25 protein-coding genes are annotated in these 23,715 nt (G+C 64.9%); 13 read left to right on the top strand and 12 right to left on the bottom strand.

Annotated elements, in window-relative coordinates; genetic code table 11:
- Positions 1 to 84 precede the first annotated feature (84 nt).
- A complete protein-coding gene (locus BJP62_RS18100; protein ID WP_083300889.1) occupies positions 85 to 2,211 on the bottom strand; it encodes a peptidoglycan DD-metalloendopeptidase family protein in 2,127 nt (708 codons plus the stop codon).
- A 6-nt stretch (positions 2,212 to 2,217) separates the two neighbouring features.
- Complete coding sequence (locus BJP62_RS11845; protein ID WP_070529833.1) at positions 2,218 to 4,854, bottom strand: type VI secretion system Vgr family protein; 2,637 nt, start codon at positions 4,852 to 4,854, stop codon at positions 2,218 to 2,220.
- 214 nt (positions 4,855 to 5,068) lie between these two features.
- Here BJP62_RS11845 and BJP62_RS11840 point away from each other — a divergent pair, with 214 nt between their 5' ends.
- From BJP62_RS11840 to BJP62_RS11830, 3 genes are all read left to right on the top strand, one after another.
- Positions 5,069 to 6,259, top strand: a complete 1,191-nt coding sequence (locus BJP62_RS11840) for an MFS transporter (RefSeq protein ID WP_070529832.1) — start codon at positions 5,069 to 5,071, stop codon at positions 6,257 to 6,259.
- Positions 6,260 to 6,272: 13 nt separating this feature from the next.
- Positions 6,273 to 7,214, top strand: coding sequence for a GlxA family transcriptional regulator (locus tag BJP62_RS11835; protein ID WP_070529831.1), 942 nt, complete (start codon positions 6,273 to 6,275; stop codon positions 7,212 to 7,214).
- 115 nt (positions 7,215 to 7,329) lie between these two features.
- On the top strand, positions 7,330 to 7,704 hold the full coding sequence (locus BJP62_RS11830) for a hypothetical protein (RefSeq protein ID WP_070529830.1): 375 nt from the start codon (positions 7,330 to 7,332) through the stop codon (positions 7,702 to 7,704).
- Here the strand turns inward: BJP62_RS11830 and BJP62_RS11825 are convergent.
- A complete protein-coding gene (locus tag BJP62_RS11825) occupies positions 7,696 to 9,189 on the bottom strand; it encodes a YifB family Mg chelatase-like AAA ATPase (protein ID WP_070529829.1) in 1,494 nt (497 codons plus the stop codon). The genes BJP62_RS11830 and BJP62_RS11825 overlap by 9 nt on opposite strands.
- A 138-nt stretch (positions 9,190 to 9,327) precedes the next feature.
- Here BJP62_RS11825 and BJP62_RS11820 point away from each other — a divergent pair, with 138 nt between their 5' ends.
- The 3 genes from BJP62_RS11820 to BJP62_RS11810 are packed head-to-tail and all read left to right on the top strand — an operon-like array spanning position 9,328 to position 11,491.
- Positions 9,328 to 10,362: a sensor histidine kinase gene (locus BJP62_RS11820; RefSeq protein ID WP_083300888.1), complete on the top strand. Its 1,035-nt coding sequence runs from the start codon at positions 9,328 to 9,330 to the stop codon at positions 10,360 to 10,362.
- Complete coding sequence (locus tag BJP62_RS11815) at positions 10,328 to 11,077, top strand: LytTR family DNA-binding domain-containing protein (RefSeq protein ID WP_070529828.1); 750 nt, start codon at positions 10,328 to 10,330, stop codon at positions 11,075 to 11,077. Before BJP62_RS11820 ends, BJP62_RS11815 begins: the two co-directional genes overlap by 35 nt.
- A complete protein-coding gene (locus BJP62_RS11810) occupies positions 11,078 to 11,491 on the top strand; it encodes a DUF2721 domain-containing protein (protein WP_070529827.1) in 414 nt (137 codons plus the stop codon).
- Between the two features lie 21 nt (positions 11,492 to 11,512).
- Here BJP62_RS11810 and BJP62_RS11805 read toward each other — a convergent pair whose 3' ends face one another.
- From BJP62_RS11805 to BJP62_RS11785, 5 genes are all read right to left on the bottom strand, one after another.
- Entirely contained in the window at positions 11,513 to 11,851 is a 339-nt protein-coding gene (locus BJP62_RS11805; RefSeq protein WP_070529826.1) for an antibiotic biosynthesis monooxygenase, read from the bottom strand.
- A 57-nt stretch (positions 11,852 to 11,908) separates the two neighbouring features.
- Positions 11,909 to 12,283, bottom strand: coding sequence for a diacylglycerol kinase (locus BJP62_RS11800; RefSeq protein WP_070529825.1), 375 nt, complete (start codon positions 12,281 to 12,283; stop codon positions 11,909 to 11,911).
- A 19-nt stretch (positions 12,284 to 12,302) separates the two neighbouring features.
- A complete protein-coding gene (locus BJP62_RS11795) occupies positions 12,303 to 13,046 on the bottom strand; it encodes a BPSS1780 family membrane protein (RefSeq protein ID WP_070529824.1) in 744 nt (247 codons plus the stop codon).
- Between the two features lie 215 nt (positions 13,047 to 13,261).
- Positions 13,262 to 14,455, bottom strand: coding sequence for an acetate/propionate family kinase (locus tag BJP62_RS11790; protein ID WP_070529823.1), 1,194 nt, complete (start codon positions 14,453 to 14,455; stop codon positions 13,262 to 13,264).
- The gene (locus BJP62_RS11785; protein ID WP_070529822.1) at positions 14,456 to 15,799 is read right to left on the bottom strand and encodes a bifunctional enoyl-CoA hydratase/phosphate acetyltransferase; all 1,344 of its coding nucleotides are present in this window, start codon (positions 15,797 to 15,799) and stop codon (positions 14,456 to 14,458) included.
- A 170-nt stretch (positions 15,800 to 15,969) separates the two neighbouring features.
- Here BJP62_RS11785 and BJP62_RS11780 point away from each other — a divergent pair, with 170 nt between their 5' ends.
- On the top strand, positions 15,970 to 16,416 hold the full coding sequence (locus tag BJP62_RS11780; protein WP_070529821.1) for a hypothetical protein: 447 nt from the start codon (positions 15,970 to 15,972) through the stop codon (positions 16,414 to 16,416).
- 68 nt (positions 16,417 to 16,484) lie between these two features.
- On the opposite strand, the gene aroG is transcribed toward BJP62_RS11780, so the two are convergent.
- The 4 genes from aroG to BJP62_RS11760 form a co-directional block, all read right to left on the bottom strand.
- Entirely contained in the window at positions 16,485 to 17,555 is a 1,071-nt protein-coding gene (gene aroG, locus BJP62_RS11775) for a 3-deoxy-7-phosphoheptulonate synthase AroG (RefSeq protein WP_070529820.1), read from the bottom strand.
- Positions 17,556 to 17,701: 146 nt separating this feature from the next.
- A complete protein-coding gene (locus tag BJP62_RS11770) occupies positions 17,702 to 18,148 on the bottom strand; it encodes a Fur family transcriptional regulator (RefSeq protein WP_070529819.1) in 447 nt (148 codons plus the stop codon).
- A 2-nt stretch (positions 18,149 to 18,150) separates the two neighbouring features.
- Positions 18,151 to 18,567 carry an RNA polymerase-binding protein DksA gene (gene dksA / locus BJP62_RS11765; RefSeq protein WP_070529818.1) on the bottom strand — a complete coding sequence of 139 codons (417 nt, stop codon included), beginning with the start codon at positions 18,565 to 18,567 and terminating at the stop codon, positions 18,151 to 18,153.
- Positions 18,568 to 18,727: 160 nt separating this feature from the next.
- The gene (locus BJP62_RS11760) at positions 18,728 to 19,042 is read right to left on the bottom strand and encodes a c-type cytochrome (RefSeq protein WP_070529817.1); all 315 of its coding nucleotides are present in this window, start codon (positions 19,040 to 19,042) and stop codon (positions 18,728 to 18,730) included.
- A 115-nt stretch (positions 19,043 to 19,157) separates the two neighbouring features.
- Between BJP62_RS11760 and BJP62_RS11755 the strand changes: the two genes are divergently transcribed.
- From BJP62_RS11755 to BJP62_RS11730, 6 genes are all read left to right on the top strand, one after another.
- Entirely contained in the window at positions 19,158 to 20,036 is an 879-nt protein-coding gene (locus BJP62_RS11755) for an energy transducer TonB (RefSeq protein WP_083300887.1), read from the top strand.
- Entirely contained in the window at positions 20,036 to 20,557 is a 522-nt protein-coding gene (gene ruvC / locus BJP62_RS11750; protein WP_070529815.1) for a crossover junction endodeoxyribonuclease RuvC, read from the top strand. The genes BJP62_RS11755 and ruvC overlap by 1 nt, the downstream gene beginning before the upstream one ends.
- A gap of 283 nt (positions 20,558 to 20,840) precedes the next feature.
- Entirely contained in the window at positions 20,841 to 21,440 is a 600-nt protein-coding gene (ruvA, locus tag BJP62_RS11745; RefSeq protein ID WP_070529814.1) for a Holliday junction branch migration protein RuvA, read from the top strand.
- A gap of 98 nt (positions 21,441 to 21,538) precedes the next feature.
- Positions 21,539 to 22,144: a phosphatase PAP2 family protein gene (locus tag BJP62_RS11740; RefSeq protein ID WP_070529813.1), complete on the top strand. Its 606-nt coding sequence runs from the start codon at positions 21,539 to 21,541 to the stop codon at positions 22,142 to 22,144.
- Positions 22,141 to 23,181, top strand: coding sequence for a Holliday junction branch migration DNA helicase RuvB (ruvB, locus tag BJP62_RS11735; RefSeq protein ID WP_070529812.1), 1,041 nt, complete (start codon positions 22,141 to 22,143; stop codon positions 23,179 to 23,181). Before BJP62_RS11740 ends, ruvB begins: the two co-directional genes overlap by 4 nt.
- Positions 23,182 to 23,247: 66 nt before the next feature.
- Positions 23,248 to 23,652 (top strand): hypothetical protein, encoded by a 405-nt coding sequence (locus tag BJP62_RS11730; RefSeq protein ID WP_070529811.1) that lies wholly within the window; start codon positions 23,248 to 23,250, stop codon positions 23,650 to 23,652.
- Positions 23,653 to 23,715: the final 63 nt, after the last annotated feature.

The following is a 23,715-nucleotide window of genomic DNA, read 5'->3' as shown; positions in this document are numbered from 1 at the left end:
GAGTAGCAAGGAACAATGTTATTGTTTTTTGCACATACAGATCCCGAGATGAGCACCAAATACACCACCATCATTGCCAACAGCCTATTTGGCATCGAGTACGACCTCCGAAATTCTTTTTGTTTGCTTGATGCGCTCATCCAATCCATTTTCAAATCCATTCAAAGCCATCGTAACTTTTTTTATTGCAACATCAGTAACATCGTTAGCTGAAATTAACTTGTTCATAGAGCGATAGCCAGCCCGTGCAGCACCTCGATCCCAGTAAAATCCACCTGCGTCTATGCAGTTATTGGGAACTGTGCTGAGTCTTTGTGGATCTGATATGTCGGCGATATCCTTATAATTCAAGGTGTGCCAAGCTAACGCTTGCTGCAATGACACACGTCGCCACCCTCTATATATCCAGTACCCGTTGTGATTCAATCGACCAGTCAACTGCTTCATACCACGACCTCGATACTTCACCCCATCTGGAGCTGGGCCGTTTGCCAAGTTTGCGTTATTGTTATACTTGTGAAACCACTTATCATTTATGTCGCTATAAAATCCATTCGTTTCTGGTTGAACACTAGGATGATTTGGATTTCTTGAAGGCGTTACGGATGTTTCCTGCATACGCGCTAGAAAAAAAGACTCAACAGCTCCTTGACCCAAAAAATGCGTCAATCTTGTTTTATTACTCGACACTAAATATTTAGAAACAACCCAATTTATCGCAACTCTATACTTCTCTTTTAATGCGGCTGGATCCGGCGTCTCACTCTTGTTGTATAAGGCATCTGGATACACCCGTGCCAATTCAGCTGAACTCAACCAAGAGCATTTTCTGAAAATTTCTATAAATGCGGCGGGATGAAAATGCCAATGTACATTTTCGATACCCAAACCGGCTTCCTCCCAGAAGCATAAGCTCTCAATATGAGCACAAAAGCCTAAGTATTCCGCTTCATCCATGGGCTTATCGAGCAGATCACTCTTTTTCTTGAGCCAACGGTAGCGTGCATCTACCGAGTTCTTTTCCCATTCGGTAGGAAACTTGCAAATAGAGTGTCTCAAGAGTTTATTTATTGTTTCGTTATTTAGCGCAGCTTGCACCTGTGCAGAATTTAGTTTTTTCTCTTTGTTGGTTATCCAGTCACTAATTTTCGATGAGTTGCATTGACTATCGGGCGTCGAATCATCATCAACCAAGTTCCATCCAAGCCAGTGAGGAAAATCAGCATCGCTAAATTTTGTAACCCCAACATTATTAATATTGGCCCAGCCAGATCCTCCGGGATAACTTATTTTTCGCCAATGTGGAACTGTTCCCGCCAGAATAGAAGTTTCATGTAATGAATTGATAACCCGACCAAAACGCAACAATTCATACGCTGCACTTGGTGCAATATTATTTGCATCTGCCAGCTTTGTTGCCTTCTTGTGAATATTGTACTCGTATTCTTTATCTCCATCCGGCAATATCTCTCCAACTGATTGAAAACCACTAGGGGCCTGCTGATTTTTTTGACGAGTATGCATATTGCATGCGCCTTTATCAAAACTCATGCTAATCCATAAAGGGTCGGTAGAAGTGTACGTAGGGGCACCTATGCCATCCTTTGCATTCCAACCCGGATCGTTGGCAAAGAATTTTGTACCCACAGGCAAATAGAAATGGATATCGCCATAGACAATATGGCTGCGTCCGTCTTTACTTATATCAAGCAAACCGGAAGTTCGACCCACTATTCTTTTTAAATTTTTGTCATCACAAATCACTTCCAAATGCATGGCATTCTTGCCATTACATACACCCACACTCCCCAAGATATCTTTACGATTAACAGGTTGCTTTTTCTTCAGGAATACTTGTTTTAGGTGCATGTAAATCGAATAATATTCGATACCCCCTTCAGGTCCTTCGCCAATCTCTGTTTTATGTTTTATCACGACACAACCGTTGTTCGTCGCGCCCTCATACTTCAACGGGGCTTGATCTGCATCTTTGGATTCTCTGACAAAAACAACCTCGCCATCAGCGATCGCGCGAACAGGCTCCGCCTTGCCACCAGCATCGGTATGTGCAATATGTTGTCCGCCATGCCAAGCCAGCTTATCGGAAATAGGGTAGTTTCCGCCGGACGAAAGCGGCATTAATGCCTCCAGCCATGCATGGTCCGGGGTGGTTCCTTGAGCAATTTTTAAAATTGGTGGACTGATAATCATTGTTCACTACTCGGAAAATATAAATTTGCCAGATGGCTTAAAATCACTAATTGGGTAATTCGGAAGCGGAACATTCAAATTGGCAGGCCCACTGAAGCTGTGATCGGCTCCTTTCACATCCACCTTCCCCGGGCAGTGAATCTCGATATTTCCGCCCTTGAGCCGGATGTAGCCGCCCCCCGCCGTTAGCAGGATTTCCTCGCCGGCCACGACGTGGATGTTCTGGTTCGCGGTCTGCTGGATGTCCTTGGCCGCGTTGATCTCGACATTGTCGCTCTGCGCCTGAACCTGCACCTTGCCTTTGGCGGCAATCAGCTTCAGTGCGATCTGGTCCTTCACACCACTGACAAACAGGCTGATGTGCTCCCCGACGTTGTGCAGCCAGCGTCTTCCTGAAGTCTGCTGGGTGTCGCGCTGGGCGATCAGGTCGAGGTTGCTGCCGGCAGCGATGGCCTGGCTGTTCGGGGTGGTCTGGGCGAGGCCGGCCGGGGCGCTGATGACAATCAGCGGCTGTTGGCCGGCTTGGTCGCCACTTTTGTCTTTGCCGGTATTCGTGCCGTTGGCCCAGTTCTTCAGCGCTTCCTTGAGGTGGTGCAGGTGGCCCTGCTGGATCTTGCTGGCCTTGGCGTTGTTCTTGATCGTTTCGGGGCCGGTTTCGACGGTATCGGCGAGCTGGTGGGTGGCGACGTCGCCGAGGCTGCTGGCGAGCTCGAACGCGGCGTCGAGCTGCGATTGGGCTTGGGATCGGTCGAGCTGGTTGCCGCCGGCACCGTTGGCGGCTTCAGTCGTGATCAAGAGGCCGTTGGCGGCGCGGATCGCGCCGTGCCGGTCGGTGCGCAGCTCGAAGCCTTCGCCGCGGGGCGTGCCCTTGCCGTCGGAACGCGGGTGGATCAGGAAGCCCTGGTTGAGCTGGGTCTTGCCGTGTTCGGAGCTGAGCTTGGTACGGACTTCGCCCAGGGTATCGTCGAACAGCAGTTCGCCGTACTGACCGCCACCGTGTTCCTTGGTCTTGATGCCGGAGAGGGTCTTGTTCGCAGGCAGTGAGCCGGCACCGCTGAACGCCGGGACCGGGTGACTGCCGTTGTAGACGACGCCGGTGACCAGCGGCCGGTCGATGTCGCCTTCGAGGAAGTCGACCAGTACTTCCTGACCGACGCGCGGAATGAACTGGTGCCCCCAGCCGGCACCGGCCGAGGGCATGGCGACGCGCAGCCAGCAGCTGCTCTTGTCGTCGAGGTTCGCGCCGTACTCGGGGTGTTCGGCTTGCCGCTGCCAGTGGAACTGCACCTTGATGCGGCCGAGCTCGTCGGTGTGGACTTCGCCGGCCGAGTTTGAGTCGGCGGAACCGCCTTGGGGCCCGACGACGGTGGCAGTCTGCACGCCGCGGCTGGTCGGTTTGCCGTGTGGTGCATAGTCCGGCGTCAGCGGGATGCCGCGGCGCTGGGCGTCGAAGTCGGTGCGGAACGGCGCGTCGTTGGCCGGGTTGGTCGTTTCTGCCGGGCTGCCCAGCACGGCTTTGGAGAGCTGGCTGACCAGATCGCCGGGCAGGTTGTTGCGCGCCTGTACCCGTTGGCGGGTAATGGTGAATTGTCGGTCTTCCGGCGCATCGAAGTCGTGCGCCGGGTGGTTGTCGAGCTGGAACCATTCGCCGACGTTGAACTGCCTTACCGTGCCTTCGCCGCTGAACTGCTTGCTGGCCTTGTCGTTGGCCTGCTGGCGCAGCTGGGCATAACGGCCGAGGTCTTCGCCATCGCTGCCGTAGTACAGCGTTTGCGGATCGTAATCTTCAAGGCTCTGGCTGGCCTGACGAGCGCCGTCGCCGTGGTCGATCGCACTGTCGTCGTCGGCCGTCAGCGTGCTGACCGGCTTGTAGTCGAAGCTGGCGAGGCTGACCTTGCTGGTGCCGAGCTGGCGTTTGGAGTCCCAGCCGGTGATGGTGTCGTCGGCTTCGGTCGCGTCGGCGCGATGGAAGCGCACCTTTGACTGTGCCGCGGCGTCGAGCTGGTATGGATCGTCGAAGCCGATCAGCGTCGTCACCGGCACTTCACCGCCGGCAAAACCGAAGCGGTAGGCAATGCCTTCTTCAGCCAGTAATCGGCTGACGAAATCGAGGTCCGATTCGCGATACTGCAGACAATACGACCGAGGCGGATAGGTCTTGGCCAGATCGAACTGCAGCGCGAAGCTGGCCGCCAGCAGCGGATTGTTCGCCTGGTGCTCGGCGACGATCGCCTTGACGATGTCGGGAACCGAAAGCGACTGGAACACCCGGCTGGTCTTGCGGTGCCGCAGCAGTGCCAGCGGCGGTTCGATCGTCAGGCCGTAGCGGGCAAAACCGCCGTCCGAACCCAGCGACTTCACCTTGGTGACCACCCCGGTCAGCACCTGCGTGCCACCGTCGGCGGTGTGGATGTCGACCTCGACCGCTAGCCCGAGCAGCGACTTCAGCTCCAGCCCGGCATCGGCCGACAGGCACTCCAGCGTGTAGACGTACGGCTTGCTGAGTTCGGCCTCGCCCTCGAGCACGTGCGGCAGCAGCGTCTCCGGCACCGGGCCGCGGCCTTCGGCGAAGTGCAGCGACAACAGGCGCTGGTCCTGGTTGAACGCGGCGGCGAACGACGCGAGCAGGCTGGAAAGGTCCATCAGGGTGGTCGCAAGTGAAGGGTAAGCTTGCGATTATCGGTAATGCTGATTTTTTTCGTCAATCAGATAAAGACGAACGAAAGCATTTGCAGATGAGCAGTAAGTACAATCCGGCAGGCATGACCGGCTCCACTGGCAGGATTTGATGCACACTTGTCATATCCGCCAACCGGGTGGGTGCCACACTGGCCGCATCCATCCACAGGAGCCCACCATGTCCGAGCCCCGCCACAATGTCCGCACGCTGGCGATCTGCCAGGGTCTGTACACCGCCGCGATCTCGATCGACCTGACGCTGACCGGGCTGGCCGGCTACGCGCTCGCCGCAGACAAGCGCCTGGCGACCTTGCCGTTCACGATCATCATCGTCACCGCCGCGCTGACGGCGCTGGTCGCCGCATCGCTGCTGAAGAAGCTGGGGCGACGGCGCGGTTTCGTCATCGGCGCCGCCGCCGGCATGCTCGGCGGGCTGATTTCGGCGCTGGCGATGTTCCGCCACGATTTCGTGCTGTTCTGCGTCGGCACCGCCGGCATCGGCGTGTTCCAGGCATTCGCGCAGTACTACCGGCTGGCGGCGGCCGACGAATCGCAAGGCGACGCCAAGGCGCGCGCGATCGCGACGGTGATGACCGGCGGCGTGCTCGCCGCGCTGTTCGGCCCGCTCTTGGCCAAGAGCGCACAGGGCTGGTTCGCCGCGGTGCCGTTTGCCGGCGCCTACCTGCTCGCCGCAGCGCTGGGGCTGGCGTCGCTGCTGTTGCTGCTGCGCTACCGCGAGCCGGTGCACGACGGGGCCGAAGCCGTCGTGCACGAACCGCCCCGCCCGCTGCGCGACATCGTCGGCCAGCCGGTCTTCGTCGCCGCGATCGCCAACAACCTGATCGCCTACGCGGTGATGGTCTGCGTGATGACGGCGACGCCGCTGGCGATGCTGGCCTGCGGCTTCAACGTCGCCGACGGCGCCGGCGTGATCCAGTGGCACATGCTCGGCATGTTCGCGCCGGCCTTCGTCTCGGGCCGGCTGATCGGCCGCTTCGGCGTGCTGCCGGTATCGCTGTCGGGCGCCATGCTGCTTGCCGCCAGCGCGGTGCTCGGCCAGGCGTCGACGTCGCTGCCGGCGTTCTACGTCGCGCTGATGCTGCTCGGCGTCGGCTGGAACTTCATGTTCGTTGCCGGCACCACCCTGCTGGCGCAGTCGTACCGGCCGAGCGAGCGCGCCCGCACGCAGGGTAGCAGCGAGTTCGCGACCAGTTGCGCCGCCGCGATCGGCTCCTTCATTGCCGCACCGTGGCTGCAGCGCTACGGCTGGAGCGCGCTGAATGCCGCGGTCCTGCCCTTGCTGCTCGTCCCGGTGCTGGCGACGCTGTACTGGCGCTTCGCACCGCGACCGGCCGCCGCGGCCGCCTGACGAGGTCCGCGCCATGACCCGCCACGTCGTTTTCGTTCTCTACCCCGACGTCAACGTGCTCGATGTTGCCGGGCCGCTCGAAGTGTTCTCGCAGCCGGGGCGCAACGGCTTCGTCACACCGGCGCCGTACCGGACCACGCTGGCGTCGGTCGACGGCGGCCCGGTCAGGAGCTCGGCCGGCGCCGAGTTCGCGACGGTGAAACTCGATTCGCTCGCCGGCATCGACACACTGATCATTCCCGGCGGCCAGCCGAGCGCGCCGGCGGTATCGAAGGCACTGCACGCGTGGGTGCCGCAGGTACGCCGCGTTGCCAGCGTCTGCACCGGCGCACTGATCCTCGCCGCCGCCGGCGTGCTGACCGGCCGCCGCGCCACCACGCACTGGCAGTACGCGGCACAGCTGCAGGCGATCGACCCGGGCATCGCCGTCGATACCGATGCGATCTACATCAACGACGGGCCGGTCTGGACATCGGCCGGCATTTCCGCCGGCATCGATCTGGCACTGGCGCTGGTCGAGGCCGACCTCGGTCACGCGGTGGCGATGCGCGTCGCCAAGCAGATGGTCGTCTTCCTCAAGCGGCCGGGCGGCCAGTCGCAGTTCAGCGCCGCACTGGCCGCACAGAGCCGCGATGCCGGCTTTGCCGAGCTGATCGCCTGGATCACCGCACACCCCGGCGCCGACCTGCGCGTCGATGTGCTCGCGGAACGGATGAACATGAGCCCGCGCAGTTTCGCGCGCCATTTCGTCGCCGCAACCGGCCAGACCCCGGCCGCCGCGGTCGAAGCGCTGCGGCTCGACGCAGCGTGCAGGCTGCTGACCGAGACGGCCCTGCCGCTGAAGCGCGTAGCGCTGGATGCCGGGCTCGGCGATGCGCAGACGCTGCGGCGCGTGCTGCTGCGGCATCGCGGCGTCAATCCGCAGGACTACCGCCAGCGTTTCGGCTGCACCTGAGCGCGCGGCAAGATCGCGCCGGCCTGCGCAGAATCAAGGCGGCACCGGTAGTAATACCGCAACCTCCGTCGGCTAGGATTTGTCTACCGTCAAACCCCAACAAGAGGAGTCCGCGATGCAAGCACTTGCCAGCGCCATCGGCCACGGCCGGCTGCAGGCCGTCATCGACGACTTCGTCGACACCCTGAAACGGCATCCGTGGTTCGCCGCGATCAACGACCGGATACCCGAGTTCGAAACCCTGCGCCGCAAGCTGCTGGCGTTCTGGTACGCGGTACTCGACGGCGAAAGCTACCGCTTGCCGCCGGCACTGCCGCATTTTGCGGCCATCGACGACCATCCGGTCAGCGAATGCGAATGGCAGACCGTCAACGCCCTGTTCGCCGCGTCGATCGACCGCCATCTTCCCCCGCACCTGGCCGAGCCGTGGCGCCTGCGGCTCGACCTGCTCGCCCAGTCGCTGCCGCTGAGCCGCAAGCCATCATCCTAAGCCGCGCCGGTACTGCACCGCCTCGGCAATGTGTGCCGCCGCGATTGTCTCGGCACCGGCGAGGTCGGCGATCGTCCGCGCCACCCGCAGCACCCGGTGGAAGGCCCGCGCCGACAGCTTGAGCCGGCTCAGCGCCGCCTGCAGCATCGCGCGGCCCGCCTCGTCCATCGCGCAATGGACGTCGATGTCCTTGCCGGCCAGCGCCGCATTCGCCTTGCCCTGCCGGGCCGCCGCGCGCCGGTAGGCGCGATCGGTACGGCCGCGCACCACCTCGCTGGCCTCGCCGTCGGGCGCCGCCAGCAAGGCCGTGTCGGGCAGCGCCGGCACCTCGACGATCAGGTCGATCCGGTCCAGCAGCGGCCCGGACAGCCGGCCGCGGTAGCGCGCCAGCTGTTCCGGGGTGCAGCGGCACGCCTTCTGCGGATGGCCCAGATAGCCGCAAGGGCACGGGTTCATCGCCGCAACGAGCTGGAAGCGCGCCGGAAAACACGCCGAATGCGCGGCCCGGGCGATGTGGACCTCGCCGGTTTCGAGCGGTTCGCGCAGCACCTCGAGCACCTTGCGGTCGAACTCGGGCAGTTCGTCCATGAACAGCACGCCGTGGTGCGCCAGCGAGATTTCGCCGGGCTGCGGCACGCTGCCGCCGCCGACCAGCGCCACCGGCGACGAAGTGTGGTGCGGGCTGCGGAACGGCCTCAGCCCGAAACGGCGGACGTCGAAGCCCGACCGCGACAGCGATTGCACCGCGGCGATGTCGATCGCCTCGTCGGCGTCCAAGGCCGGCAGCAGGCCGGGCAGGCGCTGCGCCAGCATCGACTTGCCGGTACCGGGCGGGCCGACCAGCAGCAGCGAATGCCGGCCGGCCGCGGCGATCTCGAGCGCGCGGCGCGCCTGCACCTGGCCGCGGACGTCGACCAGGTCGGGCTGTGGCTCGGCGGCAACGGCCTGCACGGCGACGGCCGGCGCCAGCGCCTCGCCGGTCGCGAAATGGCGGCACACCTGCAGCAGGTGTTCGGCGGCGAGCACGGTCGCCCCCGGATACAGCGCGGCCTCGCCCGCGCAGCCCGCCGGTACGATCAGCGTCCGCCCGGCCTGCGCCGCCGCACGGGCCAGCGCCAGCGCGCCGCGCACCGGCCGCAGGTCGCCGGCCAGGCCGAGTTCGCCGGCGAACTCGTAACCGGCCAGCCGCTCGGCCGGGATCTGCCCGCTGGCGGCGAGCAGGCCGATCGCGATCGGCAGGTCGAACTGGCCCGACGACTTCGGCAGGTCGGCCGGCGCCAGGTTGACGGTGATCCGCCGCGCCGGAAATTCGAAACCGGCGACGCTCAGGGCCGCACGCACGCGCTCGCGCGCCTCGCGGACCTCGGCGTCGGGCAGGCCGACCAGGGTGCACGCCGGCAAGCCGTTGGCGAGGTGGACTTCGACGGTGACCGGCTGCGCAGCAAGGCCGAGCAGCGCACGGCTGTGGATCAGGGCAATCGACATCGGAACATTCCGGAATGGCTACAGGATTTCGCGCGGATTCGACCGACGAGCGGTACAGGCCGACCGCAAAGCAGGCAAAAAACCGACGAACGGCGGGTTTCGTTATAGTTGAAGCTTTCGTGCCCGTGCCAAGTCCTTGTGAGCGCCCAAACCGTCATCGACGAGTTGCCCGACTTCCGCTCGCCCAGCGTGATGTTGCACGCCCTCGTCTACTCGCACCTGCTGCTGCTGCTGCACACACTGGCCGACCTGCCGCGCTGGACGCACTGGAGCATGCGCGTCGCCAATTCGGCGATCTGGGTCGAGCTGGTGCTGCTGCCGTCGCTGGCGATCCTCGCCGGGCTGGCGCCGACGCTGGCGCGGCTGCCGTACCGGCTCGGCGTATCCATCGTCTGTGCCGTGACGGTCGGCTGCGGCTGGATCGGCCGTGCGCTGCTGATGCCGATCCAGTCGCAGCCGAACGCGCAGTTCGCCCCCGAGCTGATGATCCTGCTGTCGACGCTGGGCTTTCTGTGGCTGTTGCAAATGCGCCACCGCGCGCTGGTGCCGCGACTGGCCGAGGCGCGGCTGTCGGCACTGCAGGCGCGCATCCGGCCGCACTTCTTTTTCAACAGCCTCAACGCGGTACTGTCGCTGATCCGCTACGAACCGGCCAAGGCCGAAGAGGCGCTGCAGGACATCGCCGACCTGTTCCGCGTGGTGATGAAGGACAACCGCAAGCTGGCGCGGCTGGTCAGCGAGGTCGAGGTCGCCGAGCGCTACCTGAACATCGAGATGATCCGCCTCGGCAACCGGCTGCAGGTCGACTGGCAGATCGACGACATGCCCGAGAATGCCGCAGTGCCGCCGCTGGTGTTGCAGCCACTGCTCGAAAACGCCATCTATTATGGGGTCGAGCCCCTGCTCGAACCGCCGCCGATCCAGATCCGCATCACCCAGACGCGCGAACGCGTCCACCTGATCGTCCGCAACGCCTTGCCCGGCAACACGGTGCGCGTGCGCGAAGGCAACGGCATGGCGCTGGAAAACATACGCGAACGACTGCTGCTGCACTTCGATACCGAGGCCAGCCTCACGACCGAAGCCGGCAGCGACTATTATCAAGTACACATCTTGCTGCCCTACCGGGAGATTTTGCATGACGACGCCGCTGCGCCTTTTTCTCGTCGATGACGAACTGCCGGCCCTGCGCCGATTGCAGGACGTGCTGGTCGACTGTGCAGACGAGTGCCCGCACGAGATCGTCGGCACCGCCACCAACGGCATGTCCGCGCTGAGCCAGCTGACCGACGCCGACGCAGACGCCGCCATCATCGACATCCAGATGCCGCAGATGAGCGGGATCGAGCTGGCCCGCGAGCTGCAGTCGCAGGAGCATCCACCGGCGGTGATCTTCGCGACGGCGTTCGAGGAATACGGCGTCGCCGCGTTCGAGGTCCGCGCAATCGACTACCTGCTCAAGCCGATCCGCCGCGAGCGGCTGATCGAGGCGCTCAAGCGTGTCGACCAGGCGCGGCAGGCGCGCAGCGAAGCGGCGCCGTCGTCGCACGCGCGCAGCCACTTCAGCGTCACCGAACGCGGCCGGCTGCACCTGATCCCGGTGTCCGACGCGCGCTACCTGAAGGCCGAGCAGAAATACATCACGCTCAAGACCCGCGAGCGCGAATACCTGCTCGAGGACTCGCTGACCCGGCTCGAGGAAGAATTCGGCAGCCAGTTCGTCCGCATCCACCGCAACTGCCTGATCGCGACCGACGCCCTCGCCGGTTTCGAGCGCGCGGCGTCGAACGGCGGCGAAACGCACTGGGTCGCGGTGCTCAAGGACCTGCCCGAGCGGCTCGCGGTCAGCCGGCGCCAGCAGCACGTGATCAAGGACTTCAAGAAGTAGATGGATGAACTGAGTCTGGCGACGCCGTCGCTGCTGTTCCCGGCGATTTCGCTGCTGATGCTCGCGTACACCAACCGCTTCCTCGCGCTGTCGACGATCATCCGCCAGCTTTACGACACCCACCGGCGCAATCCGCACGTCAACAACCTGCGCCAGATCGGCAACTTCCGTCGCCGCGTTGCGCTGATCCGCGGCATGCAGGCCTTCGGCGTCGTCAGCCTGTTGTCGTGCATCGTCTCGATGGTGCTGGTGTTCTTCGGCCACGCCGGGCCGGCGCAATTCCTGTTCATCGCCAGCCTGGCACTGATGGTGCTCTCCCTGCTGCTGTGCCTGGCCGAGGTGCTGATCTCGGACGCCGCGCTGAACATCCTGCTGCAAGACATCGAGCAGGACTTGCGCAGGCTCGACCGCTAGGACCGGCTGCGTTCGCAGGCCCTAGGCCGGCAAGGGGTTCATGATTGCGGCCGGATGGTCGGCAAAATGGCCATCGCCATAGGCGCGAACCACCTCGGCGATCACGACCTGAAATCCCCTGTACCAGCGCCGGTACTGGCGTTTGGCCTCGATGTGCTGCGGATCGCGCATCAGCGCCTGCAAGCCGCCCAACGCGTGCCAGTAGTAGACGACGCACGTGCGACCGTTGTACGGATTTTCCCAGTACTCCTCGCCGGCGAAGTCCGGGTGTGCGCGCGCTGCCGCTGCGATCAGCGGGTCGAGCCGGTCGAACTCGGCGTCGTACTGCTGCTTTTCGAAAATGAAAGTGCTCGAATACACGACGCGCTCCGGGCAAAAGCGCGCAGTGTATCCATTTCATCGGTCGTCAGTAAAAAATCAGCGACCGAACAGCGCCAGCCCCCACATCAAGGCCAGGTTGACCAGGCAGACGAGCTGCGCCGCGCTGCCCAGATCCTTGGCGCGCTTGGCCAGATGGTGCTTTTCAAGCGAAGTGTGGTCGACGGCGGCCTCGATCGCCGAGTTGAGCAGTTCGACGATCACCGTCAGCACATGGCTGCCGACGACGACCGCGCGCGCCCATGCCGGCAGCGGCAGCGCGAAGGCGGCGACGATGCCGGCCACCGCCAGCATCGACACCTGCCGGAACGCCGCCTCGTTGCGCCAGCCGGCGCCGAGGCCGTCGAGCGAGTAGCCGAGCGCGTTGACCACGCGCGAAAACCCGCGCTTCCCCTTGAACGGACTTTCCTTCATTCCCTGCTCCAGCAAGCGATCAGCGCGTTTCGAACACGTCGGCGTAGGCGGTGTAATTGGTCAGCAGCACGACCGGTATCAGCACGATCAGCCCGAGCATCATCGGGATCATCGCGACGATCGCCAGCCCGGTGAGGATGGCCGACGCCAGCAGCACCGGCTGCCAGTTGCGCCAGAAGCCGACCAGCGACAGCTTCATCGCTTCGCCGGCCGGGATGCCGTGCAGCATCACCAGCGCCGGGGCGAAGAAATAGCTGCTGTAGACGACGAGCATGCCGATCAGCCCGAGCAGCACGACCAGCCAGCCGGTGCCGCCGATCTCGGGCTGGTCGGTCAGCGTCTTGGCATTGCGCCACGCCTCGAAGGTTTCGGTCAGGCCGAACACATAGAGCAGCGCCACCAGCAGCAGCGCGACGATCATCACGCCGATCAGGTAATACAGGCCGACACGCAGCAGCTCGCGCGGGCGCTGGCGGAAGCCGGCGAAGACGTCGCCGATCTCGGGCGTCCGTCCTTCCCTTGCCCCCTGCGCCGCCCACATCAAGCCGCCGAGCAGCACCGGCGTCAGCACGGTCGAGACGACATTGACGAAGGGCAACAGCGACAGGCCCATGACGATGACGACGAAGACCAGCGAGATCAGCAGCCACTGCAGCCAGTTGGCACGGAACAGCTGCGCGGCGTCGACGATCCAGCGCCAGCCCTGGCCGACGGGCAGGCGGCGTGCTTCGGGCGCGCTGTCGATGACGATTTCGTTTTCCATGGTCTCTCCTTGTTGTTTTGCGGCGCCGTGGGCGCGGGCTTCACCAGACCGTGTGCGGCCGGGCTTTGTTCCCAGTTTAAGGGGAGTTGCCGCGACAGTCCGCAGGGATGCGACCAGCCTGCGGTCAGTGTGGCGGGCAATGATGTAATCACGATGAAACCCGCAAGCGCAAAAAAGCCGGCGAACGCGTCGCCGGCCGTGTGCTGCGATGCCGGTCAGCCGGCGATGCAGGCGCGCGAGGCGCGGGCGATCACCAGTTCCTCGTTGGTCGGGATCACGTAGACGGCGACCTTGCTGTCCGGCAGCGAGATCCGGCGCGGTTCGCCCGAGCGGATCTTGTTGGCGGCCTCGTCGATCTCGACGCCGAGCCAGCGCAGCTGGCGGCAGACGGCAAGACGCACGTCGGCGCCGTTCTCGCCGATGCCGGCGGTGAACACCAGCGCGTCGAAGCCCTCGAGCGCGGCGGCGAGCGATGCCGCCTCACGCGCAACCTTGCTGACGAAGTAGGCGATCGCCAGCTTGGCGCGGTCGGTGCCGCTGTTTTCCAGGTCGCGCATGTCGCTCGAGATGCCCGACAGGCCCAGCAGGCCCGATTGCTTGTACAGCAGGTCTTCGATCTGCTTGGCGTCCATCTTCAGATGGTTGATCAGGTGCAGCACGACGCCGGCGTCGATCGAACCGGTGCGCGTGCCCATCGGCAGCCCTTCGAGCGCCGTGAAGCCCATCGTCGACGCGATGCCCTTGCACGCCTGCAGCGCGGCCATCGACGAACCGTTGCCAAGGTGGGCGACGACAGTGCGGCCTTCGGCCGCCTTGGTATCGACCTGCGGCAGCACGCTGGCGATGTAGTCGTACGACAGACCGTGGAAACCGTAGCGGCGGATGCCTTCCTTGACCGAGAACTCGTACGGCAGCGCGTACAGCTGGTTCAGCTCGGGCTGGCCGGCGTGGAAGGCGGTGTCGAAGCAGACGACCTGCGGCACGTTCGGCAGCAGTTCGGCCATGATCTTGATCGGGGTGATGTTGTGCGGCTCGTGCAGCGGCGCCAGCGGGATCAGCTTCTCCAGTTCGGCGATCACTTCCGGCGTCACCAGTTCCGGCTTGGAGAAACGCGTGCCGCCGTGGACGACGCGGTGGCCGATCACGCCGATCTTGCGGCCGGCGGTCACGGTCTCCAGCCACTTGAGGATGTGGCGCAGCGAGGTGTCATGGCTCTTGGGCAGGTCGGCCGGCAGGTCTTCGTCGACGAGCTTCTTGTCGGCCGCATCCTTAGCGGTGAAGTGCGGCGTCACGTAGATGCCTTCCATCTGGCCCTTGTACAGCAGCACCGGGTCGGCCGGCGAGTTTTCGAACAGCGAGAACTTGATGCTCGACGAACCTGCATTGATGACGAGGAGAAGATCGTTCATTTAATGGCTTCCTTTGGCATGCGCCACCAGCGCCATGACGGCGGCAGAGGCAAGACGGGACTTCACATCGTCGGCACGGCTGGTCAGCACGATCGGAACGCGCGCTCCCAGCACGATGCCGGCGGCTTCGGCCCCGGCGAAATAAATCATCAGCTTGGCCAGCATGTTGCCGGCCTCGATATCGGGCACGATCAGCACGTCGGCCTCGCCGGCGACCGGCGACTCGATGCCCTTGGCCTGCGCCGCCAGCTTCGAGACGGCGTTGTCGAACGCCAGCGGCCCGTCGAGCACCGCGCCGGTGATCTGGCCGCGGTCGGCCATCTTGCACAGCAGCGCCGCATCGAGCGTCGACGGCATCTTGTCGTAGACCGTCTCGACCGCCGACAGCAGCGCGACCTTGGGCCGCTCTATGCCCAGCACGTGCGCGAGGTTGATCGCGTTCTGCGTGATGTCGACCTTGGCACCCAGATCCGGCGCGATGTTGATCGCCACGTCGCTGACCAGCAGCGGCCGGCCGTACGCCGGCACGTCCATCACGTAGACGTGCGACACGCGCTTGCCGGCACGCAGCCCTTCCTTGGCCATCACCGCGCGCATCAGCTCGTCGGTGTGCAGCTTGCCCTTCATCAGCGCCTGCGCCTCGCCGCTGCGGCACAGCGCGACGGCGGCTTCGGCCGAGGCGACGCTGTGCTCGGTATCGACGATGCGCAGGCCGGCAACGTCCAGCCCCTCGTGGTCGGCCACGGCGCGGATCTTCGCTTCCGGACCGACGAGGATGGGCGTGATCAGCCCCGCTTCGTACGCCTCGAGCGCGCCACGCAACGAGGCGTCGTCGGTCGGATGCGCCACGGCGGTCGGCACCGGCGGCAGCTCGGCGGCACGGGCGCGCAGATTACTGAAGACGTGGTACTGGCGCAATGTAAGTTGTGGCGGTTCGTCGAAGCGGTTTTCGCGCCTCACCGTCGGCGGAATCAGCGTGATCGGCCCCGACGCGATCACCTCGCCGTCCTGGTTCTCGCAGCGGCAATCGACCACGACCTGCCGGCTAGCCGGATCCTTTTCCTGCACCGTCAGCGAAATCGACAGCGTGTCGCCGTCGCGGATCCAGCCGAACGACTGCATCGAATGCCCGGCCAGGATCGAACCGTTGCCGGGAAAGAAATTCGTCGCCGTCGACGACAGCAGCGAGAACGCACCGATCGCCGGCGCCTGCAGCCTGCCGCCGATCTCGCGCGAACCGGCGATCAGCGCGAACAGGGTAAGATCGCCGGGCTTGACCACGTGCGTGCGCGTGTAGCGCATGCCGGGCTCGATATCGTCGAAGAGGATGTTTTCCTGGGTCATCGGGCTATCCTGTCTGGCGGGGTGGGAATGCGAATATGCCCACATCGTAGAAAGGTCGTTGTTGCACTGCAATTACAATTGATCCGTCGCCCACGTTAATGACAGAACCATTGACCCATCTTGGCCCAGATCAAGGGCTGCCGGGGTCCGGCCGCGTAGATATTCCCACCATGAGCACCGAGAGCACGACCCATCTGATCTGCGCACCGGACTTCGACGACCCGGCGACCGTCGCCGCACTGTGCGCGAGCCCCGGTGCGCACGTCGACGCCGACGCGGTACTGCTGACGCTGCGGCAAGGCGACGGCAGCGAGCGGCATGTCGGCGCACCGGACGCCGGCACGCTGGCCTGCTTCACCGTCGCCGTCGGCGACCCGGTCCAGCCCGGCGAACTGGTCGCGCTGATGGACATCGTCGAGGCGCCGACCGGCTGGCTGTTCCCGCCGGCCGGCACGGTGGCCGCGGACACGCCCGACACCGACTGGCTGACCGTCTCGACCGCCGCTGCGCGGCTGGCGGCGCGGCTCGGCGTCGATCTGGCCGAGCTGCCGGCCGGCGACCGCATCGACGTCGCCGACGTCGAACACTACGTGCGCGAGCGGCTGGCGCGGCGCTGACCCCGCGGCATCGGCCAGAATGCAAAAACGCCCCGCAATGCGGGGCGTTTCGTCGGTAGCGTAAGCAGTCAGGCGCCGAGCTTGGCCAGCGCACGGCGGCGCAGTACGGCCTCGGACAGTTCGGCCAGCGAGGCTTCGGTGTCGGGCCAGCCGATGCAGGCATCGGTGATCGACTGGCCGTAGCACAGCTCCTTGCCGTCGACCTGGTCCTGGCGGCCTTCGACCAGGTGCGATTCGATCATCACGCCGAAAATCGCGGCGTTGCCCTCGCCGATCTGCGTGGCGACGTCGGCCGAAACTTCCATCTGCCGACGGTAGTCCTTGCGGCTGTTGGCGTGGCTGAAGTCGATCATCACCTTCTGCGCCACGCCGGCGGCGGCGAGGTCGGCCATCGCGGTACGGACGTGGTTGGTGTCGTAGTTCGGTTCCTTGCCGCCGCGCAGGATGATGTGGCAATCCGGGTTGCCGGCGGTGGCGACGATGGCCGAGTGGCCCATCTTGGTCACCGAGAGGAAATGGTGCGGCTGGCCGGCGGCACGGATCGCGTCGATGGCGATCTTCATATTGCCGTCGGTCCCGTTCTTGAAGCCGACCGGGCACGACAGGCCGCTCGACAGCTCGCGGTGCACCTGCGACTCGGTCGTCCGCGCACCGATGGCGCCCCAGCTCATCAGGTCGGCCATGTACTGCGGCGTGATCATGTCGAGGAACTCGCCGGCGGTCGGCAGACCGGTGTCGTTCAAATCGAGCAGCAGCTTGCGGGCAATGCGCAGGCCGTCGTTGATGTTGAAGCTGCCGTTCAGGTACGGGTCGTTGATCAGGCCCTTCCAGCCGACGGTGGTGCGCGGCTTCTCGAAGTAGACACGCATCACCACCTCGAGCGTGCCGCTGAACTTTTCACGCAGCTTCAGCAGCTTCTGGCCGTACTCGAGCGCGGCCCGGGTATCGTGGATCGAACATGGCCCGACGATGACGAGCAGCCGGTCGTCGCTGCCTTCGAGGATGTTGTGGATCGCCTGGCGCGATTCGAATACCGCGGCCGACGCGGTCTCGGTGACCGGGTATTTTTCCAGCACCGCCACGGGCGGCAGCAGTTCTTTGATCTCGCGAATACGGACGTCGTCGGTCTGGTAATGCATGGTGGATCCCTGAGCGTGGCGGCACGCTGGCCTTGATGCAGCGCGGTATTTTTTGTGGAACGCTTAGGGTAGCGCCTTCGCCATGGCCGAACAAGGGCGTTGCAGCCGAAACAGGGAAAGGCCCGACACTGGTCTTCGGGACGCGGTCAGCGCGGTTCGCGGCAGTCGGCGCAGACGCCCTTGATGGTGATCTCGAGCGCCTCGGCGGCAAAGCCCTGCGGCAGCGCGACCGGCAGGTCGGTGCGGAACGATTCGATGCAGTAGAAACGGCCGCAGACACGGCAGTGGAAGTGGGCGTGACGGTGTTGCACCGTCGCGACCGAGAAGCGCCAGACCCGGTCGTCGCCGGCGAGCTTGTGGGCCAGCCCTTCGTCGGTCAGCCACTCGAGCACGCGGTAGACGGTAACCCGGTCGATCACCGGGTCGAGGCGCTCGACGACATCGAGATGCGACAAGGGCCGCTGCGCCGACAGCAGCGTCGACAGCACGCGCAGGCGCGGCGTGGTGGCGCGGGCGCCGGTCCGGGCGATCAGCTCGCGCGCCGGGTCGAGCGTGTCGGCCTCGGCGGCGGGCGGCACGGCCCGCACGCTCATGCTCAGTCGGCGAACTGCTTTTTCATCCGCTCGCGGCGCTCCTGCGCTTCGAGCGACAGCGACGCGGTCGGCCGCGCCAGCAGCCGGCCAAGGCCGATCGCTTCGCCCGTGTCCTCGCAGTAGCCGTAGGAGCCGTCGTCGAGCTTCTTCAGCGTCGACTCGATCTTCATCAGCAGTTTGCGTTCGCGGTCGCGGGTGCGCAGTTCGAGCGCGTATTCTTCCTCGAGCGTCGCGCGGTCGGCGGGATCCGGCGTCGCTTCCTGCTCCTGCAGGTTCTGGCTGGTCTGGCTGGCGTTGGCCAGCAGCTCGGCCTTGTTCTTCAGCAGCAGTTCCCGGAAGAACTCGAGGTGATCCGGGTTCATGTAGTCCTCTTCCGGACCGTTCCAGCTGAGGATGTCTTTCTCGGTGAGTTTGGCCATCGTCGTACTCGCTTATTCTAGAACCCAGCGGCGCGGCCGCTTACAAAGACATGACGCGCCAAATGGGCAGGCAGCTTAATCAAGTCGAGTGTCCATTGCAATAAGACATTTTATTGCCACACAACGTTCGCGCCCAGGACATGGCGCGGTCTGCCGGCGCTTATTTCTGCGCCAGTATCCACTGCACGATCACCTTGAGATCGGCGTCGCTGATCTGTTGCGGCGGCATCGCCACCGGCCCGCCCCACTTGCCCTTGGTGCCGGCGCGCACTTCCTGCATCAGCATCGCCTCGGCACCCTTCTGGCCGCGGTAACGCGCGGCGACGTCCTTGTACGACGGGCCGACGATCTTGTGATCGACGGCGTGGCAGCCAAGGCAGTTGTACTTTGCGATCAGTTTGCTGCCATCCACGGCGGCAAGAACCGGGGTACAGGACAGCGCCAGCAGGATGGAAACGATACGAACGGGCTTCACGGCAGAGACCTTGCACGGTTGTCTTATCAGAGCATCTTAGCAACAGCCAAAACGCTTGGATACTGGGGCCCATGCTACACTCGGCCGGTTTATTCAACGGGGTTCGGGCTGGCGCATGGATCGCATGCAACGCTTCATGACGACGGCGATGCTGCTGTCGCTACTGACGCACGCGGTGGCGATCTTCGGCATCAAGTTCGTCATGCCCGAAATCAACCGGCATTTCTCCGAACAGCCGCTCGAAGTCGTGCTCGTCAACCAGCACACCGAGACCGCGCCGAGCAAGGCCAAGGTCCGGGCGCAGGAAAACGTCGACGGCGGCGGCAATACCGACGCCAAGCTGCACGCCGCCAGCCCGCTGCCGGTGCTGAGCAACCGGGCGTCGGTCGAACTGCAGCAGCAGTTGTCGAAGCAGCAGCAGCTCGAGGCGCAGCAACAGGCACTGCTCGCGAAGTTGCGTGCCGGCGGCCTGCTGGCAGCGCCGACCCGGCAGGCCGACCAGCACGACAATACCGAGGCCCGTGCCGGGCAGAACGACAAGCCGGCGCAGGTCGCGCGCGCGCTGTCGGGCATCGCCGGGCGGATCGAGCAGCAGGTCAGCGCCTACGAGGAGAAGCCGCGCAAGGCCTTCATGACGACGCCGGCGATCAAGGCTGCCACTGCGGTCTGGGAAGACCAGTGGCGCCAGACGATCGAACGCATCGGCACCCTCACCTACCCGAGCGACGGCGCCGGCAACAAGCTCTACGGCAGCCTGCAACTATCGGCCGAGATCAACACGGACGGGACGCTGCGTGCCAGCAAGGTCGAGCGCTCGTCGGGCAATCGGCGGCTTGACGACGCCGCGCTGAGAATCCTCCAGCGCGCGGCGCCGTTTGCCCCCCTGCCCAAGGGGCTGCGCGACGGCGTCGGCCAGCCGGCGACGGTGCTGGTGATTTACCGGACCTGGACCTTCGGCCGCAACGACACGCTCAAGTCAACGGTCGCGCAATAATGCGCATCCTCGGCATCGACCCGGGCTCGCGGATCACCGGGTTCGGCCTCATCGACGTCAGCGGCCAGAGCCGGCAATACGTCGCTTCGGGCTGCATCAAGACCGGCGGCGGCAGCCTGCCCGAACGCGTCCGGGCGCTGCTCGACGGCCTCGCCGAGGTCGTCGCGACCTACCACCCCGAGATCGCCGCGGTCGAACAGGTCTTCGTCAACGTCAACCCGGCGTCAACGCTGATGCTCGGCCAGGCGCGCGGCGCCGTACTGGCGGCGCTGGTGCATGCCGAGCTGCCGATCGCCGAATACACCGCTCTGCAGGTCAAGCAGGCCGTGGTCGGCAACGGCCACGCCGGCAAGGACCAGGTCGGCCAGATGGTGCAGCGGCTGCTGCGGCTGTCGGGCGTGCCGCAGGCCGATGCGGCCGATGCGCTCGCGGTCGCATTGGCACACTCGCAGCATGCCGGCGGTGCGGCGGCGCAGCTCGCCAAGCTCGGGCTGACGGTCAAGCGCGGCCGGCTCGCCTGACCCCGTCCCGCTGGGCCACTGCGGCGGCGCATTTCGTCCTCGTCCGATGCGCTGGACCCCGCAAGGGGCTGCCTGTCGGGGCGTCCTCACGGACCACATGCCCGTTCCGGTTTCGCCCAGGGAGACTGCCTGCGGGATGTCCTCGCTTCGGGCGGAAACGCACTGTCTTGCCTCGTTCGCCCACTGGAACAGGCGCCGATCCGCTCAAGGCAAATGCAACGATCGTTCTATAAAATGACCGGCGACGTTATACTGCGCCTTTGCGTCTGACCGAGCCCGCACGATGATCGCCCGCCTGACCGGAACCCTGATCGAGAAACAACCGCCGACGCTGGTCGTCGATGTCGCCGGCGTCGGCTACGAGCTCGACGTGCCGATGAGCACGCTCTACGTGCTGCCGGCGATCGGCGGCCGGGTCGAACTGTTCACGCACCTGGTCGTGCGCGAGGATGCGCAGCTGCTGTACGGCTTTGCCAGCCGCGCCGAGCGCGACCTATTCCGCCACCTGATCCGGATCAGCGGCATCGGCGCCAAGATCGCGCTGGCCATCCTCTCGGGCATGAACAGCGACGAGCTGGCGCTGGCCGTCGCCGGCGAGGATGTCACCCGGCTGTCCAAGGTGCCCGGCATCGGCAAGAAGACCGCCGAGCGGCTGATCCTCGAACTCAAGGGCAAGCTCGGCAGCCTGCCGACCAGTTCGGCCGTCGCGGCCAGGCTGCCGACGCCGCTGTTCGGCGACGGCCCGTCCGGCGACATCGTCAACGCGCTGCTGGCGCTCGGCTACAACGAGCGCGAAGCGGGCGCCGCGCTGAAAACGCTGCCCGACGACGTCGACGTCAGCAACGGCATCCGCCTGGCGCTGAAGGCGCTGGCCAAGCTGTAAGTCGCCTGGTTCCGTCCGGGCCGTGTCATTTTCTGCGTTTCATGCCGGCAGCCGACACCGTTAGGCTCCGTGCTTTGTCGTCATCGACCGGGTTTCCGATGTCCTTCCGCCACCTCGGCCTCGCCGCCGCCGGCCTTGCCGTTTTCCTGCTGGTGCTGGGCCTGCTCGGCACGCCGCTGCAGCAGCATTTCGACGCCACGCTCTCGAACTGGCTCTACGACCGCCAGCCGGTACTGGCCGCACGGCTGCTCGGCTGGACCGGCAGCTTCTGGGGCTCGCTGGCGATCGCGATCGCCGCCGGCCGGCTGCTGCGTGGATCGGGCCGGATCGCCTGGCCGGGCCTGCCGCTGCTGCTGCTCGCGAGCTGGCTCGTCAATGCGGCGATCAAGTTCGGCGTCAACCGGCCGCGGCCGCAGCTCGAGCACCTGATGTCGGTGCACGGGCCATCGTTTCCGAGCGGCCACGCGATGGCGGCGATGACGCTGTTCGGCGCACTCGGCTGGCTGCTGGCGCGACGCCGGCCATCCGGCCGTGTCGCGATTGCACTCGCCGCCGCCGCGCTGGTGCTTGCCGGCGGGCTGGCACGGCTGGTGCTCGGGGTACACTACGGCAGCGACGTGCTCGCCGGCTATGCGGTCGGCACCGTACTGCTGGCCGTCTACTTCCACCTCGGCGCAAACGCGCCGGCGAGACCGTACCGATGATCGAAACCGACTCCCTTTCCGCCCTGCCGCCCGAACGTGTCGTCACCGCCAAGACGGTGTCGCAACAGGAGGAACAGCTCGAGCGCGCGCTGCGGCCGAAGCTGCTCGACGAGTATGTCGGCCAGAAGAAGGCACGCGGCCAGCTGGAGATCTTCATCGAGGCGGCCAAGAAGCGCGGCGAAGCGCTCGACCACGTGCTGCTGTTCGGCCCGCCGGGGCTGGGCAAGACCACGCTGGCGCACATCATCGCCCGCGAGCTGGGCGTCAGCCTGCGCCAGACCTCGGGACCGGTGCTCGAGCGCGCCGGCGACCTGGCGGCGATCCTGACCAATCTCGAACCGCACGACGTGCTGTTCATCGACGAAATCCACCGGCTCAGCCCGGTGGTCGAGGAAATCCTCTATCCGGCACTCGAGGACTTCCAGATCGACATCATGATCGGCGAAGGCCCGGCGGCGCGCTCGGTCAAGCTCGACCTGCCGCCGTTCACCCTCGTCGGCGCGACCACGCGCGCCGGCATGCTGACCAACCCGCTGCGCGACCGCTTCGGCATCGTCGCCCGGCTCGAGTTCTACACCGCCGACGAGCTGACCCGGATTGTCGAGCGCTCGTCCAGCCTGCTCAATGTCGAGATGGATGAAGGCGGCGCCTTCGAGGTCGCCCGCCGCTCGCGCGGCACGCCGCGGATCGCCAACCGGCTGCTGCGCCGGGTGCGCGACTTTGCCGAGGTGAAGCACGACGGCAAGGTGACCCGTGACGTCGCCGACGCGGCGCTGCAGATGCTCGACGTCGACCACGCCGGCCTCGACGTGATGGACCGCAAGCTGCTCTCCGCGGTGATCGAGAAGTTCGGCGGCGGCCCGGTCGGCCTCGACAACGTCGCCGCGGCGATCGGCGAGGCCAGCGACACGATCGAGGACGTGCTCGAGCCCTATCTGATCCAGCAGGGCCTGCTGCAGCGCACGCCGCGCGGCCGCATCGCCACGTCGTCGGCCTACCTGCACTTCGGGCTGAATCCGCCGGGCGAGGCCGGCTGACACCGGTCAAGGCACGACTTACACTCCGCCTGCGCGATCCCTTGATCGCGCCACATGGAGAACACAATGAAAAACATCCTCTGCGCGCTCGGTCTCGCGATCGGGCTCGCCGCCCCCGCCTGGGCCGACATCCTGCGCGACCCGCCGAAGATCGAGATCGCCGCACCGGCCAATGCCGAGCAGGTCAGGACCGCGATCATTACCGCCGCAACCAAACGCAAATGGCAGGCCAGCGAAGTGGCGCCGGGCCGGATCGAGGCGTCGATCACCGTCCGCGGCCGGCACATGGTCAAGGTCGCGATCGCCTACGACAGCCAGAGCGTGGCGATCCGCTATCTCGACAGCGCCGACATGGACTACGAGGCCGCCGAGGGCCGGAGCTATATCCACGGCAACTACATCAAATGGACCGAGACGCTGGCCGGCGACATCCGCAAGCAGCTCGCCGCCAGCCAGATCGCCGTCAACTGATCCGCCGCCGGCAACGCCGGTCGGTGTGAATTTTTCCGGCGCCGCATGACGAACGTGAGTTTC

Source organism: Jeongeupia sp. USM3, assembly GCF_001808185.1.
Taxonomy (GTDB): Bacteria; Pseudomonadota; Gammaproteobacteria; order Burkholderiales; family Chitinibacteraceae; genus Jeongeupia.
The sequence above is the reverse complement of the archived record's forward strand: the minus strand, read 5'-3'. Positions and strand labels throughout refer to the sequence as shown.

Coding starts and splice junctions, on each gene's coding strand:
- BJP62_RS11740 (WP_070529813.1), top strand. CDS start 21,539: ATGTCCTTCCGCCACCTCGGCCTCGCCGCCGCCGGCCTTGCCGTTTTC.
- BJP62_RS11830 (WP_070529830.1), top strand. CDS start 7,330: ATGCAAGCACTTGCCAGCGCCATCGGCCACGGCCGGCTGCAGGCCGTC.
- BJP62_RS11815 (WP_070529828.1), top strand. CDS start 10,328: ATGACGACGCCGCTGCGCCTTTTTCTCGTCGATGACGAACTGCCGGCC.
- ruvA (WP_070529814.1), top strand. CDS start 20,841: ATGATCGCCCGCCTGACCGGAACCCTGATCGAGAAACAACCGCCGACG.
- BJP62_RS11840 (WP_070529832.1), top strand. CDS start 5,069: ATGTCCGAGCCCCGCCACAATGTCCGCACGCTGGCGATCTGCCAGGGT.
- BJP62_RS11810 (WP_070529827.1), top strand. CDS start 11,078: ATGGATGAACTGAGTCTGGCGACGCCGTCGCTGCTGTTCCCGGCGATT.
- ruvB (WP_070529812.1), top strand. CDS start 22,141: ATGATCGAAACCGACTCCCTTTCCGCCCTGCCGCCCGAACGTGTCGTC.
- BJP62_RS11785 (WP_070529822.1), bottom strand. CDS start 15,799: ATGACCCAGGAAAACATCCTCTTCGACGATATCGAGCCCGGCATGCGC.
- BJP62_RS11755 (WP_083300887.1), top strand. CDS start 19,158: ATGGATCGCATGCAACGCTTCATGACGACGGCGATGCTGCTGTCGCTA.
- BJP62_RS11800 (WP_070529825.1), bottom strand. CDS start 12,283: ATGAAGGAAAGTCCGTTCAAGGGGAAGCGCGGGTTTTCGCGCGTGGTC.
- ruvC (WP_070529815.1), top strand. CDS start 20,036: ATGCGCATCCTCGGCATCGACCCGGGCTCGCGGATCACCGGGTTCGGC.
- BJP62_RS11845 (WP_070529833.1), bottom strand. CDS start 4,854: ATGGACCTTTCCAGCCTGCTCGCGTCGTTCGCCGCCGCGTTCAACCAG.
- dksA (WP_070529818.1), bottom strand. CDS start 18,567: ATGGCCAAACTCACCGAGAAAGACATCCTCAGCTGGAACGGTCCGGAA.
- BJP62_RS11780 (WP_070529821.1), top strand. CDS start 15,970: ATGAGCACCGAGAGCACGACCCATCTGATCTGCGCACCGGACTTCGAC.
- BJP62_RS11825 (WP_070529829.1), bottom strand. CDS start 9,189: ATGTCGATTGCCCTGATCCACAGCCGTGCGCTGCTCGGCCTTGCTGCG.
- BJP62_RS11795 (WP_070529824.1), bottom strand. CDS start 13,046: ATGGAAAACGAAATCGTCATCGACAGCGCGCCCGAAGCACGCCGCCTG.
- BJP62_RS18100 (WP_083300889.1), bottom strand. CDS start 2,211: ATGATTATCAGTCCACCAATTTTAAAAATTGCTCAAGGAACCACCCCG.
- BJP62_RS11835 (WP_070529831.1), top strand. CDS start 6,273: ATGACCCGCCACGTCGTTTTCGTTCTCTACCCCGACGTCAACGTGCTC.
- aroG (WP_070529820.1), bottom strand. CDS start 17,555: ATGCATTACCAGACCGACGACGTCCGTATTCGCGAGATCAAAGAACTG.
- BJP62_RS11790 (WP_070529823.1), bottom strand. CDS start 14,455: ATGAACGATCTTCTCCTCGTCATCAATGCAGGTTCGTCGAGCATCAAG.
- BJP62_RS11730 (WP_070529811.1), top strand. CDS start 23,248: ATGAAAAACATCCTCTGCGCGCTCGGTCTCGCGATCGGGCTCGCCGCC.
- BJP62_RS11770 (WP_070529819.1), bottom strand. CDS start 18,148: ATGAGCGTGCGGGCCGTGCCGCCCGCCGCCGAGGCCGACACGCTCGAC.